The organism is Nocardia sp. NPDC019219, assembly GCF_040632645.1.
GTDB classification, from domain to species: domain Bacteria; phylum Actinomycetota; class Actinomycetes; order Mycobacteriales; family Mycobacteriaceae; genus Nocardia; species Nocardia sputorum.
Map to the genome: position 1 here is coordinate 171,034 of NZ_JBEYCG010000002.1, position 14,766 is coordinate 185,799.

Here is a 14,766-nt window from a genome sequence, read left to right on the forward strand (position 1 = left end):
ACGCCGACTCGCGGGGTACGGACTCGGTCCGATATGAGCCCACGATCGTCACGCCACATCGGTCTGCGTATTCGTCGGTGCCCGGGCGAATGGGATGCCGTGCGTCCGTCAAGACCGCGGTGGGACGACCTCTCCCGGATGGCCACGGTCCGTGCCGCCGATTCGGCGACCGATGGGCTCCGGCTGCCCGGCAGAACCGGACCGTGGTCCGGCGCTGTTTCCGCTGGCCCTCGGCATCGGCGCGGTGGTCCGATTACGCTGTTCGCTATGTCTGTCCGCACTCGCAAGCCCCTCGTCCCCGGAACGCTGTCGCCTACCCGTGAAGTGCCGCGCGCCATCGAGCGGCCGGAATACGCGTGGAAGAAGACCGCCAACGAGGGGCGCGAGCCCTGGGTGCAGACCGCCGAGACGATCGAGAAGATGCGCATCGCGGGCAAGATCGCCGCGCAGGCGCTGGAGGAGGCAGGCAAGGCGGTCGCGCCCGGCGTGACCACCGACGAACTGGACCGCATCGCGCACGAATACATGTGCGACCACGGCGCGTACCCCTCCACCCTGGGTTACAAGGGCTTTCCGAAGTCGTGCTGCACCTCGCTGAACGAGGTCATCTGCCACGGCATCCCGGACTCGACTGTGATCGAGGACGGCGACATCGTCAACATCGACGTCACCGCCTACATCGACGGCGTGCACGGTGACACCAACAAGACATTCCTCGCCGGTGACGTCGACGAGGAGGTGCGCCTGCTGGTCGAGCGGACCGAGGAGGCCACGATGCGGGCGATCAAAGCGGTCCGGCCCGGCCGGGCGCTGAACGTGATCGGCCGCGTCATCGAGTCCTACGCCAACCGGTTCGGCTACGGCGTGGTGCGCGACTTCACCGGCCACGGCGTCGGCCCGACCTTCCACAGCGGACTGGTCGTGCTGCACTACGACCAGCCCGCGGTGGAGACCATCATCGAACCGGGCATGACGTTCACCATCGAGCCGATGATCAACCTCGGCGGCATCGACTACGAGATCTGGGACGACGGCTGGACCGTCGTCACCAAGGATCGCAAGTGGACCGCGCAGTTCGAGCACACCTTGGTCGTCACCGAGTCGGGGGCCGAGATCCTGACCCTCCCGTGACCGGCGGCCTGGCCGGTCGCGGACCGGCGGTCCGGGTGGCCGCATCCCGCATGACCGGGCCGCGATGAAGGGCGCGCTGCTGGTCGCGGGCACGACCTCGGACGCGGGCAAGAGTGTCGTCGTGGCCGGGATCTGCCGGATGCTGGCGCGGCGCGGCGTGCGCGTCGCCCCCTTCAAGGCCCAGAACATGTCCAACAACTCCGTGGTCACGCTCGACGGCGGGGAAATCGGCCGGGCGCAGGCATTGCAGGCCCAGGCGTGCGGACTGGAGCCGAGCGTGCGGTTCAATCCCGTCCTGCTCAAGCCGGGCAGTGATCGCCGCTCCCAGCTGGTGGTGCGCGGCAAGGCGGTCGGCACCGTCGGCGCGGAGGACTACTTCCGGCATCGCCGGGAGCTGCGCGAGGTGGTGGCCGCCGAACTGGCCGCCTTGCGCGCGGAATTCGACGTGGTCGTCTGCGAGGGCGCCGGGTCGCCCGCCGAGATCAACCTGCGCGCGACGGATCTGGCGAACATGGGTCTGGCGCGCGCCGCGGAGCTGCCGGTGCTGCTCGTCGGGGACATCGATCGCGGTGGCGTGCTCGCCCATCTGTTCGGCACCGTCGCCATCCTCGAGCCCGAAGACCAGCGATTGATCTGCGGGTTCGTCGTCAACAAGTTCCGCGGCGCGGTCGATCTGCTGCGGCCCGGGCTGGAGCGTCTCACCGAGCTCACCGGCCGCCCCACCCTCGGCGTGCTGCCGTATGCCGAGGATCTGTGGATCGATGCGGAGGACTCGCTGAGCACCCTCGCCGACGCGCCGGTCGGCCGTCCGCGGCCACCGATGGGCACCGAGTGGCTGACCGTCGCCGCGATCCGGCTGCCGCGCATCTCCAATTCCACCGATGTCGAGGCGCTGGCCTGCGAACCCGGCGTCGCGGTGCGCTGGGTGGCCGAACCGTCCCGGTTGGCGGACGCCGATCTGGTGGTCCTGCCCGGCAGCAAGGCGACGGTTTCGGATCTGCGGTGGTTGCGGCGTACCGGCATCGCCGACGCATTGCGGGCCCGCGCCGGCACGGGCAAGCCGATCCTGGGCGTCTGCGGCGGATATCAGATGCTCGGCACCCGCATCCTGGACCGCGTCGAGTCCGGTGCGGGCGAGGTCGACGGGCTCGGACTGCTCGATCTCACCGTCGAATTCGCCGAGCCGAAGGTGTTGCGCCGCAGCTCGGGACACGCCGCGGGAGTCGCCGTGCACGGCTACGAGATCCATCACGGCCGCGTCACGCACCGTGCGGATCCGGCGTGGCTCACCGTCGACGGCGAGCCGGAGGGCAGCGTCCGCGGCGCGGTGTGGGGTACCCACCTGCACGGGTTACTGGAGTCCGACGAGTTCCGGCGCGGGTGGCTCCGCACGGTGGCCGAGGCGGCGGGGCGCGCGGGTTTCGTCGCGGCCGACGACGTCTCGGTCGCGACGGTGCGTGCCGCCCAGCTCGATCTGCTGGCCGATCTGATCGAAGACCACCTCGACCTCGCCGCGTTCGAGCGCCTGCTGACCGACGGCGCGCCCGCCGATCTGCCCTCCCTGGCCACCGACATCGTGCTCCCGAGCGGCCGCATCGGTTGACGCGAACCACCCAGCGCCTTACCTTGCAGTAAGGAATTCGGCTCCAGGTAAGGCTAGGGGCCGATCGGCACGGTCGGGTGAGGATGATGGCGGCGGAGAAGAGGCCCAGCAGCCGAGGGGCGAATGTGGTGTCGGCGACGGTCACGAGCAAAGGGCAGATCACGATCCCGATCGATGTGCGCGTCGCGATGGGCTTGCGCACCGGCGTGCGCGTCGCGTTCGTGCCGACGCCCACGGGCACCTACGAGCTGGTGCCCGAAACGCGAACGATCAAGGCGCTGAAAGGCATCGTGGGCTGGTCCGGATCCCCGATCGGCCTCGCCGAGATGAACGAGGCGATCGCGGGCAACGTCGTGGAAGGCAAGCGGTGATGATCGGTCTCGACGCGAATGTGCTGATCCGCTACCTCACCCAGGACGACCCGGAGCAGTCCGCCCGTGCCAATCAGGTGATCGACGGGCTCACCGAGAGCAAACCGGGCTACGTCACGATGATCGTGCTCGCGGAGATCCACTGGGTGCTGCGTCGCGGCTACAAACAGGACCCCGAGGCCGTCACCGACGTGCTGCTCGGACTGCTCGATTCGAGCGAGATCGTGGTCGAGCGCGCCGACACCGTGCGCCAGGCGTTGCGCCGGGCCGCCGACGGCGCGGACTTCGCCGACGCGCTGATCCAGCAGCTCGGTCAGGAGGCCGGGTGTGAGCTGACCGTCACCTTCGATCACAACGCAGGTGAGCGGGCCGGGATGCGCCTGCTCGCGTGAATCCGGCACCCCGACCCACCGCCGCGGTGCCGTGATCCGTGTAGCGTGATTCGGCATGGAATCTCGGCAGATCACGGTGGGTGACCGGGCGTGGACCGTGCGGATCGACGGGCCGGAATCCCGGCACAGCGTGCTGCTGCTGCCCGACGCGGGCGACCCGGCGGACGTCTTCGATCAGGTGTGCGCCCGGCTGCACAATTCGGATCTGCGCACCTTCGCGGTGGAGTCGATCGAAGGTCTCGACCCGGCCGCCGTCACCGCGATCCTCGACGCCCTGGGGCTGCCGTGGGTGAACGTCGCCGGGTGCGGAGCGGGCGCCGTGCTGGCCTGGCAGGCGTGTGCGCGCGGCTTCGGCCGTTTCCAGAGCCTGGTCGTGGCCGATCGCGGTCACCCGGCCACGCCCGGCGCCGATGGAGCGGTGGCGGACGCGTCGACCGGCCCGGTGGAGGTGCCGACCACGCTGCTGGTCACCAAGAATCTGCCGCGCTCGGTGGCCGACACCTCCGGGCGGTTCGTCTACGGCGAGTTCCGGGTGGTGGAGGTCGACGTCACCGATGTGGCCACCGAAGCCGACCACGAGCTGGCCACCGAGATCGTGCTACGCACCAGCCTCTGGTGAGTCGGCGCCCGCCGCGGCCTGGTAACCGGCCAGCCAGTCGAGCCAGTTGTCGAGTTCGCGGAACGCCTGGGCCAACGGTTCAGGGCCGGAGAGGAACACGTCGTGCTTGGCGCCGTCGATCGGCACCATGTTCGTGCGATCGCCGAGGCAGCCGGACCAGCGCTGGATCTGCTTGACGTCGAGCACCGCGTCGGCCACGTCCACGGCGGGGCCGTACTCCTTGGCGAACTTGGTCATCCGGGAACGCAGGATCAGCGAGGGGACGCCGATGTCGAGGCCCTGGTGCAGCCGCGCGTGGCCGTTGCGGATCGCCCGCAGCCAGCCGAGCCGGACCGGGAAGCCGTGCAACGGTTTCCAGTCCAGGTTGTAGTTCCATTCGCCGGACACCGAGTGGTGCAGGCTGTCACCGTAGGTACTGATCTTGCCGCCGGGCAGCTGCACCATCTTGCGGAAACGGCCCACGGCCTTGATGATCGGCGTCCCGATGCTGCGGTAGTACGCCGGACCCTGCAGGTCGAACCACGGGCTGTTGAGCACCACGCCGGTGATGCCCGCCGCGGCCGTGCCCTCGGCGCGGTTGAGCCGATCCAGCCACAGCGACACGACCAGACCTCCGGTGGAGTGGGCGTTGAGCACCACCGCGGCACCGGTCTCGGCCCGCACGATCCGCAGCGCCTCCGCCAGCTCCCGGTCGTAGAAAGCGAGATCCGTCACATAGTGCGGGGTCTGCCCGTCGCGCAGCGACCGGCCGCATTTGCGCAGGTCGAGCGCATAGAACTGGAACCCGCGCGCGGCGAAGTGCTCGGCGAGGTGCTCCTGGAAGAAATAGTCGGTGAATCCGTGGACATAGAGCACCGCGCCCGCGGTCTGTTCGACGGCGCCGGAGGGGACGTAGCGCACCAGCGTGGCGACCACCTCGCCCTCACCGTCGGGATCGGGGCCGAGAGGCAGCGTGCGCTGCTGGTAGTGCGGACCGAGGACGTCGGGGCGCCAGCCTTCGCCATCCGGCGAAGTGCTGACCGGTTCGGCAAGCGACTGTTCGTTCGTCACGCGACCAATGTATTGGACAGTGTCATGCGCCGACAGACCACGGCCGTCCACCCGCCGCCGAAGTGATGACGATCTCTGTCACATTCCGCACATTCAGCAGGTTCGCTGCGGGGTGGCGGCGTGGTGAGGTGCACAATTGGGCTTAGGTGAACGGCGGGTAACCTAACTCCCGCCATGCCGTTCGGGGTCGGCGGACGCCGGAACCGAGCCACAACCACACCGTGCCCAGGCAGGTCCACCCGCCCGGTGGGCCCGCGCAGAAGGACAAGGAAGTCGATCTACCCGTGCCGAACGCTGCCATGACTGAAAAGACCGATGTAGTACTCATCGGTGCCGGCATCATGAGTGCCACTCTCGGCGCGCTGCTGCGGCAGCTGCAGCCGGAGTGGTCGATCTCCCTGTTCGAGCGGCTCGACGCCGCGGCCGCGGAGAGCAGCGATCCGTGGAACAACGCGGGCACCGGGCACTCCGCGCTCTGCGAGCTGAACTACAGCCCGCAGCTACCGGACGGCTCGGTGGACATCACCAAGGCCGTCGACATCAACGAGCGGTTCCAGGTCTCCCGTCAGTTCTGGTCCTACGGCGTGGAGAACGGCATCCTCCGCGATCCGTCCGCCTTCATCAACCCGATTCCGCACGTCAGCTTCGTGCACGGCGCCGACAACGTGGAGTACCTGCGCAAGCGGTACGAAGCGCTGGCGCCGCACCCGCTGTTCGAGGGCATGCAGTTCATCGACAGCCCCGACGAGTTCACCCGGCGGTTGCCGCTGATGGCGCGCGGGCGGGACTTCGCCGACCCGATCGCGCTGAACTGGACCGACGGCGGCACCGACATCGATTTCGGCTCCCTCACCCAGGAGCTGCTGGCCTACCTCGGCGCCTCCGGCGCGGACCTGGCCTTCGGGCACGAGGTGCGCGATCTGTCCAAGCAGTCCGACGGCTCCTGGCTGGTCACCGTGCGCAACGTACGCACCCGCGAGACGCGCAGGCTGATCAGCAAGTTCGTCTTCGTCGGCGCGGGCGGCGGCGCGCTGCCGCTGCTGCAGAAGGCCGGCATCAAGGAGGCGAAGGGATTCGGCGGGTTCCCGGTCAGCGGACAGTTCTTCCGCTGCGTCAACCCGGCGCTGATCCAGCAGCACGAGGCCAAGGTGTACGGCAAGGCCGCGGTCGGCGCCCCGCCGATGTCGGTTCCGCACCTGGACACCCGCGTGATCAAGGGCAAGCCGGGCCTGCTGTTCGGCCCGTACGCGGGCTGGACGCCGAAGTTCCTCAAGGACGGCAAGAACACCGACCTGTTCAAGTCGGTACGGCCGAACAACATCTTCTCGCTGCTCGGCGTCGGGGTCACCGAACTCGGTCTGACCAAGTACCTGGTCAGCGAGCTGCTGAAGTCCGAGGCGGGCAAGGTGGTCACGCTGTCGGAGTTCATTCCGCGCGCCGAGGCCAGGGATTGGGAGCTGATCACCGCGGGTCAGCGCGTGCAGGTCATCCGGCGCAAGGGCGTGGGCGGCGTGCTCGAGTTCGGCACGGCCGTGATCGCCGCCCAGGACGGCACGATCGCCGGTCTGCTCGGCGCCTCCCCGGGCGCGTCCACCTGTGTCACCGCCATGCTGGATGTTCTCCAGCGGTGCTTCCCGCAGGAGTACGCGGAATGGACGCCGAAGCTCAAGGAGATGGTGCCCTCGCTGGGCGTGAAGCTCTCCGAAGACCCGGCGCTGTTCCACGAAGTGTGGGATTGGACCTCCAAGGCGCTGAACCTCGTCGACGGCGGCGACAACACGCCGAAACACGCCGGGGTCGCGGCGAACGCCTAGGTTGTGATAGCAAGGCGCGATGATGTCAACGGTCGTTCTCAAACGTTCATGGGCGCAGGATCTCGATACCGCGACGCTCTACCAGCTGTTGAAACTTCGCGTCGAAGTCTTCGTCGTCGAGCAGAAGTGCGCGTACCCCGAACTGGACGGGAAGGACCTGCTTCCCGAGACGCGGCACTTCTGGCTCGATGACGAGGGCGAGGTCATCGCCACGCTGCGGCTGTGCGAGGAGCACCACGACGGCGTGAAGAGTTTCCGCATCGGCAGGCTCTGTACCGCGGCGCCCGCCCGCGGGCACGGCTACACCACGCGACTGCTGCAGGCGGCGCTGGCCGAGGTCGGCTCGGCGACGGTGCGGTTGAGCGCCCAGAGCTACCTGATCGACCTGTACACCAAGCACGGCTTCAAGGTCGACGGCGAGGAATTCGACGAGGACGGCATCGCGCACGTGCCGATGCGCAGGGGTTGATTCTCAGCGCCTGCGGCGCTGGGAACGGTGGACGCTCGGTCTCGCTTCGCTCGAAAGAGGTGAGCGAGGTGAGCCGAGCGCGTTGGGTCCGTAAACGCACCGCTTCGAACGGTGCGATGAGTGGGACCGGCGCAACCCCGACCGCTGTGCCGGTTCAGGTGAGTGCGCATCGGTTCTGAATCGAAGGGCACTGTCGGGCCGACGCGGCCGCGCGCTTAGAGTTGGGGCGTGTCCGTGTCCCATGCCGAAACCATGCCGACGTCCGACCAGCACAGCCGAACGCTTTCCGGTTCGGATGGTGAGGCGGGATTCCCCTTCTCGGCGGTGGTCGGGCAGGAACGGCTGCAACTGGCGCTGATCCTCTGCGCGGTGCATCCCGGCATCGGCGGCGTGCTGGTGCGCGGTGAGAAGGGCACCGCGAAGTCGACCGTGGTGCGCGCGCTGGCGCAACTGCTGCCGCCGGTGGTGGACGAGACCGGCGCGCGGCCCGCCCGCTTGGTGGAGCTGCCGGTGGGCGCCACCGAGGACCGCGTCGTCGGCTCGCTGGACTTGGAGCGCGTGCTGCGGGACGGGGAGCAGGCGTTCCGCCCCGGCTTGCTGGCCGCCGCCCATCACGGCGTGCTGTACGTCGACGAGGTCAACCTGTTGCACGACCATCTGGTGGACGTGCTGCTGGACGCCGCGGCGATGGGGCGGGTGCACATCGAGCGCGATGGTGTGTCGCACTCGCACCCGGCGCGTTTCGTGCTGGTGGGCACGATGAATCCGGAAGAGGGCGAACTCCGTCCGCAGCTGCTGGACCGGTTCGGGCTGACCGTGGACGTGGCGGCCTCCCGGGACGTGGACGTCCGCATGGCGGTGGTGCGCCGCAGGCTGGACTACGAGGCCGACCCGGCCGGGTTCGCCGCGCGGTACGCCGCGGCGGACCACGAGGTGGCCGAGAAGATCCTCGCCGCCCGCGATCGGCTGGGCCGGGTGACGCTCGACGACGTGGAATTGCGCCGGATCGCCGCGCTGTGCGCCTCGTTCGACGTCGACGGGATGCGCGCGGACCTGGTCGTGGCGCGCACCGCGACCGCCCATGCCGCCTGGCGCGGCGGCGACGCGGTGACCGAGGCCGACGTGCGGGTGGCCGCCGAGCTGGCGCTGCCGCACCGGCGCAGGCGCGATCCGTTCGACGAGCCCGGCATCAGCGAACAACAGCTCGACGACGCCATGCGCGACGCCGCCGACCAGGCGCGACGCGAGGAGGAGGCATCCACGCCGAGCGATGCCTCCGAGCCGGACGGTACGCCAGCGGACGTGGACAATGCTTCCGGCGACGACCCGGACGGCCCCGACGACCCGTCGCCGCCCGACGGTCCGGGCGGCGGGCACGCACCGGAAGGACGCAGTGGCGCATCGGTTTCCGCCGGTGCGCGGACACCGCGCTGGGAAGTGCCCGGCGTCGGCGAAGGCGCTCCGGGACGCCGCTCTCGCGCGGAATCCCGGCACGGTCGCGTGGTGCGTTCCAGCACCGACACCTCCTCGGGCCTGCACCTGCTCGGCACAGTTTTCGCGGCCGCGCCGCATCAGCGTTCCCGCGGACGCGGCGACGGGCCGTTGCTGCTGTCCGCCGACGATCTCCGTGGCGCGTATCGCGAAGGGCGCGAGGGCAATTTGGTCGTCTTCGTCGTCGACGCGTCCGGCTCGATGGCTGCCCGCGACCGGTTGTCCGCCGTCACCGGAGCGGTGGTCACGCTGCTGCGCGACGCCTATCAGCGCCGCGACAAGGTCGCCGTGGTCACCGTGCGCGGCGCGGAAGCCGAACTCGTGCTGCCGCCCACCTCGTCGGTCGACATCGCGGTGCGCCGGTTGTCCGGGATGCGCACGGGCGGGAAGACGCCGCTGGCCGCGGGCCTGCTGAAGGCGCGTGAGCTCGTGCTGCGGGAACGCGTGCGCGATCCGCGCCGCAGGCCGATGCTGGTGCTGCTCACCGACGGTCGCGCCACCGGCGGCGTCGACCCGGTGCCCCGCGCCCGCGCCGCGGCCCGTCTGCTCGCCGGAGACGCCGTCACCTCGATCGTGGTCGACTGCGAACGCGGCATGATCCGGCTCGGGCTCGCCGCGGATCTGGCCCGCGACCTGCGCGGGGGATACCTGCGCTTGGCCGAGTTGACCGGCGATTCGGTGGCCGGCGTCGTTCGCGCGAGTTCCGCAGGTCCGCGCGGCACGTCGGTGCGGGCGGCGTGACCTTCCAGGGGTTAAGGAGATTCGATGCCCAAGGGTGTTCCGGAAACTGTTCCCGACGACGGGCTGACCACGCGGCAGCGGCGCAATCAGCCGGTGCTCGCGGTGCACACCGGGCCGGGCAAGGGTAAGTCGACGGCCGCGTTCGGGATGGCGCTGCGGGCCTGGAACCAAGGTTTCGACGTGGCGGTCTTCCAATTCGTGAAGAGCGCCAAGTGGAAGGTCGGGGAGGAAGCCGCCTTCCGCGCCCTCGGCGCGCTGCACGAGCAGACCGGCGCGGGCGGCCCGGTCGAATGGCACAAGATGGGCGAGGGCTGGTCGTGGACCCGTAAGCAGGGCACCGAGCAGGACCACGCCGCGGCCGCGCTGGCCGGCTGGCAGGAGATCGCCCGCCGCCTGCGGGGCGAACAGCACCGCTTCTACGTCCTCGACGAATTCACCTACCCCCTCAAATGGGGCTGGGTGGACGTCGCGGAAGTCGTCGACACCCTCCGTGACCGCCCCGGCAACCAACACGTCGTCATCACCGGCCGCGACGCGCCGCCGGAACTCCTGGACGCCGCCGACCTCGTCACCGAAATGACGAAACTCAAACACCCCATGGACGCGGGCCGCAAAGGCCAACGAGGCATCGAATGGTGATTCCCGCGAGTGGCACATCGTTGCGGCGAATCGCGAGAGGCCCGCACGATGGTGTGCCACTCGTGCGGCGGTCGCGGGGATGAGGGCCGTGGTGGTGGCGGCGCCGGCGTCGGGGAGTGGGAAGACGACGGTGGCCACGGGGCTGGTGGGGGCGTTGCGGCGGGTGGGGCATCGAGTGGCGCCGTTCAAGGTTGGGCCGGATTACATCGATCCGGGGTATCACGGGCTGGCAGCGGGGCGGCCGGGGAGAAATCTGGATCCGGTGCTGGTGGGGACGCAGCGGGTGGTGCCGTTGTTCCGGCACGGTGCGCGGGGGTGCGACCTCGCTGTGGTCGAGGGCGTGATGGGGCTGTTCGACGGCCGGATCGATGAGAACCACTCCGGTCCGGTGGCGGAGGGGTCGACGGCGCAGGTGGCGGCCCTGTTGGGGGCGCCGGTGGTGCTGGTGGTGGACGCGCGGGGGCACAGCCAGAGCCTTGCGGCGCTGCTGCACGGATTCGCCACCTTCGACAGCGGCGTCCGGCTCGGGGGTGTGATCCTGAACCGGGTCGGCAGCGAACGGCACGATCAGGTGCTGCGCGCCGCCTGCGATCGTGTCGGCCTGCCCGTGCTCGGATCGTTGCCGCGGATGGCGGACCTCGAGGTGCCGTCCCGGCATCTCGGCCTGATCCCCGCCGTGGAACACGGTGCGGCCGCGACGGCCGCGGTGGCGGCGATGACCGATCTCGTCGCCGCGCACGTGGACTTGCACGCGGTCGCCGCACTCGCGCGCTCGTCGGTCACCGGACCGGCGTGGGATCCGGCCGCCGCCGTGCGTGGTCTCGAAGGAACCGGAGGGGTATCCACCGCGGCGTCCGTCCCGATGGCGTCGGCATCTCCGGATGACGCCGTTCACCAGGAGACATCGACGTTGCTAGGGGGAGCCGGTGACGATGAGGCGTCGACGTTCGTCGGCGGGGGTGGGGACTCCCGCGTCTCCATCGAGCGCGCCGCCGACAGCGCGCTCACCGCGGATCGGGAGGGGCCGCTGATCGCCGTCGCCGGTGGCCCGGCGTTCACGTTCGGCTATGCCGAGCATCGTGAGCTGTTGGTGGCCGCGGGGGCACAGGTGGTGGTGTTCGATCCGCTGCACGACGAATTGCCGACCGGGACTGCGGGATTGGTGCTGCCGGGTGGTTTCCCCGAAGAACACGCCGCGGAGCTGGCCGCCAATTCCGGCCTGTTGCGGGCAGTGGCCGCAGCCGCGCGGCACGGGATGCCGGTGCACGCCGAATGCGCCGGGCTGTTGTATCTGACCCGTTCGCTGGACGGGCATCCGATGGCCGGGGTGGTGGAGGCCGACGCCGCGTTCGGACCGCGCCTGACCCTCGGATACCGGGACGCCGTCGCGCTGGCCGACTCGCCGTTGTGGCGGGCCGGGGAGCGGGTCCGTGGCCACGAATTCCACCGCACGTGCCTGGTGTCCGCGCCGCCACGAAGTCCGGCGTGGGGCTGGCTCGGCAGCGCGGGAGAGCGCGTGCGTGAGGGCACGCTGAACGGCAACGTGCACGCCTCGTACCTGCACACCCATCCGGCGGGGAATCCCGAGGCGGTGCTGCGATTCGTCACGGCGGCAGCGCGGTTCGCGAGCTCTCGTGCCCCCAGCTGAGGTCGTCGTCGGCATCGGCCTGCGACGGGGCACTTCGGCCGACACGATCCGCGCCGCACTGCGCGAGGGCGTCGCAGATCACCGAATCGCGGGCCTGGCCACCATCGCGCGGCGCCGGGCCGAACCCGGACTGCTCGCTGTCGCCGCGGACCTTCAGGTCCCGCTGCGGTCTTTCTCCGCCGAGGAACTGTCGGTCGTCGCGGTGCCCAACCCCGGAGACCGGACCCGAACGGCCGTCGGCACGGCGAGCGTCGCGGAGGCCGCGGCGCTGCTTGCCACCGGAGGCGGGCCGCTGGTGCTGCCCAAGCGCGTCGTGCACGGCGTGGTGCTCGCGGCCGCGCTGTACCGGCGGTAGCGCCGGGGCGTACGAGGCGCGCCGCGGTACGGGCGGCTGCCTCAGGGTGCGACCGAGCCCCAGTCGGCGAATCCGGTGGGGTCGTGGCGGCCGATGCTGGCGTGTTCGAACAGGCCCCAGCCCTCGGCGTCGCCGCAGCGGGCCCGGGCGACGTGGTCGATCACGCCGTACGGGGTGCGGGCGACGATGGCCGGGTCGGTGAGGTCGTAGCGGCTGGAGGACGACCAGTCGCGGCCCTTCCACTGGCCGTGCTGCCAGTCGGGATCGCCGCCGTAGCCGCAGCCGACGTGCAGCGGGACGCCGATGCCCGGCGTGATCTCGATCTCCAGGGGCTTGCCGTCGGGCGTGGTCGATTCCAGTCGCGCACCGACGGGGAGCCGTGTGCCGGATCGGTAGTCGATCGAGATCCGGGGCCAGCCGAGTTGCTCGGTGCGTCCGTCGGGCCAGATCCGGGTCGCGTCGTTGAGTGTGCGCGTGCCGTCCGGCTCCTCCTGCACGATGACCACGACGGCGAAATCCTCGAAGCGCAGCGGCGCGTACAGCCACCAGAACCCGCCCGATGGCTCGGCGGCCGCGCGGCCGGGCGGCTCGGTCTCGCCGACCGGGCGGATGCCCCACGAGCGGTCCCTGGTGCCGGTCCACACCGCCGGGTGGACCGCGATGTCGTCGCCGTCGACGTGCAACGTCCCCGCCCACGAGCCGACCTGCGCGAAGCGGGACGCGTCGATGATCGGCCGGTTGCCCGCGAGGATGAGATGCGGTTGCTCCTGTACGGCGGGGAAGGCGCCGGTCCAGGTGAGGTCGAAACCGAGGTCGTCGTGATCGCAGACCACCCGGATGCGCCGCAGCGGCTCCAGCACCTCGACCCGGTAGCCGCCGACGCGCTGGTCGAGGCTCCGGTCGCCGAGCGCGTCGGAGAAGCGCACCGCGCGCACCGTGTCGCCGCGGCGCACGGCGGCGTAGGCGTCGGTCACCCCGAGGTTCGGGTACACGCCGAGACCGGTGATGAGGAAGGTGCCGCCGTCGCGGTCGTGGGCGTTGAAGTAGCTGCGATCGTAGAAGTTGCGGTCGCTGGAAGCCACGCGGGCCAGCGACAGCGGGGTCTGATGGATGGGGTACTCGTCCAAAGGCACAGGCATGGTCAGTCCCATTCGTAGGTTCCGTCGAGCAGCGCTTCCAGGCTTGCCCGGTGCATGACGTAGTCGTCGCGATCCGGCGTGTCGGTGTCCTCGCCGAAGTGGATCATCCTGCGCTTGATCCGTGCCATCACGATCGCGTGCCGCAACGCGGCGTAGACGATGTAGAAGTCGAGATCGCGCACCGCATGACCGGTCAGCGCTTCGTATTTCGACACCACGTCGTCGCGGCGCAGGAAGTCCGGGAGCCCGGGCTGACCGAAGCGGGTGGCCAGATCCTGGAAGAACCGGTGGATGAAGATCACCCAGCCCAGGTCGAGCTCGCGCGGCGCGAGCGCGGCCATCTCCCAATCCAGCACCGCCACCGGGTCGAAGTCGCGGTAGATGATGTTGCCTGGGCGGGCGTCACCCCAGCTCAGCACGTCCGGACCCGGGTCGGCGGGCCAGTGCTCGTCCAGCCAGGCGAAACTTCGTTCGATCAAAGGGATCTCGAAGCCGTCGTCGGCGAGCGCCCAGCGGTACCACGAGCGCTGCGCCTCGACGTGCCTGCGCAGCGAATCGCCGGGTCCGTTCAGCATCGGGAACAGCGCCGCGGGGTCGGGGATGCCGTGGATTCTGGCGATCACCTCGACGGTGTTGTGCGTGAGCCGCAGACGTTCGGCGGGGGTGGCGTCGAACAGCCAGCCGACGAACACGTACGGCGGGTTGTCGGTCGGTATCCGCCCCTCGACGCGGCGCATCACGAAGAACGGTGCGCCCAGCGGCTTCTCGTCGTTCTCCAGCCAGCACAAGCCCGGCACGGGCACGTCGGTGGCCGCGGCCACGCCCGCCATCACCTGGTATTGGGTGGCCAGGTCGTAGGTCTCGAAGACCGGGAAGGACCCGGCTTCGGGCGCCATCCGCGCGACGAACGACCCGCGCTCCGTGTGCCCCGCGGCGGTCCACTCGGCGTCGAACAGGAGCGACGTGCTGGACATGCCCCCGGACTGCGGACGCGACAGATCGGAGATCCGCGGCAGGTCGTCCGACTCGACTTTCGTCCGTAGCCAGCGCGCCAGGTCCCCGGCGAGCGTCTCGAGGTCGCGTTCGCTGACGGTCAGCTGCTGTCGCTGTGCCGGGTCCGGATCGTCTGCCATCTTGTCCTCCTGACACGTGCTGCCCGGGGTGCACCGCTCGGGTGCGCCGGGATACGCGACTGTAACGCGTTCTAGTTATCGGTGGGCCGGAACCGCGAACGAATTCCGGCCGGCACGGTGGGGCGGGCACGTAGGCCGAAAGAAGGACCCGGAAATCCAGGGTTTTCCCGG

Annotated in this window: 14 protein-coding genes; 11 read left to right on the forward strand and 3 right to left on the reverse strand. The window is 70.0% G+C overall.

Features of this window, described 5'->3' with window-relative positions:
* The first annotated feature begins 267 nt into the window (after positions 1-267).
* The 5 genes from map (at position 268) to ABZ552_RS05160 (ending at position 4,116) form a co-directional block, all read left to right on the forward strand.
* Complete coding sequence (map, locus tag ABZ552_RS05140) at positions 268-1,131, forward strand: type I methionyl aminopeptidase (RefSeq protein ID WP_357435696.1); 864 nt, start codon at positions 268-270, stop codon at positions 1,129-1,131.
* A gap of 64 nt (positions 1,132-1,195) precedes the next feature.
* Positions 1,196-2,734: a cobyric acid synthase gene (locus ABZ552_RS05145; RefSeq protein WP_357435698.1), complete on the forward strand. Its 1,539-nt coding sequence runs from the start codon at positions 1,196-1,198 to the stop codon at positions 2,732-2,734.
* Positions 2,735-2,859: 125 nt separating this feature from the next.
* Complete coding sequence (locus ABZ552_RS05150) at positions 2,860-3,105, forward strand: AbrB/MazE/SpoVT family DNA-binding domain-containing protein (RefSeq protein WP_159839008.1); 246 nt, start codon at positions 2,860-2,862, stop codon at positions 3,103-3,105.
* On the forward strand, positions 3,105-3,497 hold the full coding sequence (locus ABZ552_RS05155) for a type II toxin-antitoxin system VapC family toxin (protein ID WP_159839010.1): 393 nt from the start codon (positions 3,105-3,107) through the stop codon (positions 3,495-3,497). Before ABZ552_RS05150 ends, ABZ552_RS05155 begins: the two co-directional genes overlap by 1 nt.
* A 55-nt stretch (positions 3,498-3,552) precedes the next feature.
* Positions 3,553-4,116: an alpha/beta hydrolase gene (locus ABZ552_RS05160; RefSeq protein ID WP_159839012.1), complete on the forward strand. Its 564-nt coding sequence runs from the start codon at positions 3,553-3,555 to the stop codon at positions 4,114-4,116.
* Here the strand turns inward: ABZ552_RS05160 and ABZ552_RS05165 are convergent.
* Entirely contained in the window at positions 4,096-5,166 is a 1,071-nt protein-coding gene (locus tag ABZ552_RS05165; protein WP_281878607.1) for an alpha/beta hydrolase, read from the reverse strand. The two genes, ABZ552_RS05160 and ABZ552_RS05165, sit on opposite strands and share 21 nt — an antisense overlap.
* A 299-nt stretch (positions 5,167-5,465) precedes the next feature.
* Between ABZ552_RS05165 and mqo the strand changes: the two genes are divergently transcribed.
* The 6 genes from mqo to ABZ552_RS05195 all read left to right on the forward strand — a co-directional run bounded on the left by mqo (position 5,466) and on the right by ABZ552_RS05195 (position 12,323).
* Positions 5,466-6,980 carry a malate dehydrogenase (quinone) gene (mqo, locus tag ABZ552_RS05170; RefSeq protein WP_281878608.1) on the forward strand — a complete coding sequence of 505 codons (1,515 nt, stop codon included), beginning with the start codon at positions 5,466-5,468 and terminating at the stop codon, positions 6,978-6,980.
* A gap of 19 nt (positions 6,981-6,999) precedes the next feature.
* A complete protein-coding gene (locus tag ABZ552_RS05175; protein WP_281917738.1) occupies positions 7,000-7,449 on the forward strand; it encodes a GNAT family N-acetyltransferase in 450 nt (149 codons plus the stop codon).
* Positions 7,450-7,701: 252 nt separating this feature from the next.
* Positions 7,702-9,681 (forward strand): VWA domain-containing protein, encoded by a 1,980-nt coding sequence (locus tag ABZ552_RS05180; RefSeq protein ID WP_281880833.1) that lies wholly within the window; start codon positions 7,702-7,704, stop codon positions 9,679-9,681.
* A gap of 24 nt (positions 9,682-9,705) precedes the next feature.
* Positions 9,706-10,320, forward strand: a complete 615-nt coding sequence (gene cobO / locus ABZ552_RS05185) for a cob(I)yrinic acid a,c-diamide adenosyltransferase (RefSeq protein ID WP_281878611.1) — start codon at positions 9,706-9,708, stop codon at positions 10,318-10,320.
* A 79-nt stretch (positions 10,321-10,399) separates the two neighbouring features.
* Complete coding sequence (locus tag ABZ552_RS05190) at positions 10,400-11,968, forward strand: cobyrinate a,c-diamide synthase (protein ID WP_357435702.1); 1,569 nt, start codon at positions 10,400-10,402, stop codon at positions 11,966-11,968.
* On the forward strand, positions 11,955-12,323 hold the full coding sequence (locus ABZ552_RS05195; RefSeq protein ID WP_281878615.1) for a cobalamin biosynthesis protein: 369 nt from the start codon (positions 11,955-11,957) through the stop codon (positions 12,321-12,323). Before ABZ552_RS05190 ends, ABZ552_RS05195 begins: the two co-directional genes overlap by 14 nt.
* Before the next feature lie 41 nt (positions 12,324-12,364).
* Here ABZ552_RS05195 and ABZ552_RS05200 read toward each other — a convergent pair whose 3' ends face one another.
* Both ABZ552_RS05200 and ABZ552_RS05205 read right to left on the reverse strand, forming a co-directional pair.
* The gene (locus tag ABZ552_RS05200) at positions 12,365-13,462 is read right to left on the reverse strand and encodes a hypothetical protein (protein WP_357435704.1); all 1,098 of its coding nucleotides are present in this window, start codon (positions 13,460-13,462) and stop codon (positions 12,365-12,367) included.
* Between the two features lie 2 nt (positions 13,463-13,464).
* Complete coding sequence (locus ABZ552_RS05205; protein ID WP_281878618.1) at positions 13,465-14,595, reverse strand: phosphotransferase family protein; 1,131 nt, start codon at positions 14,593-14,595, stop codon at positions 13,465-13,467.
* Between the last annotated feature and the right edge of the window lie 171 nt (positions 14,596-14,766).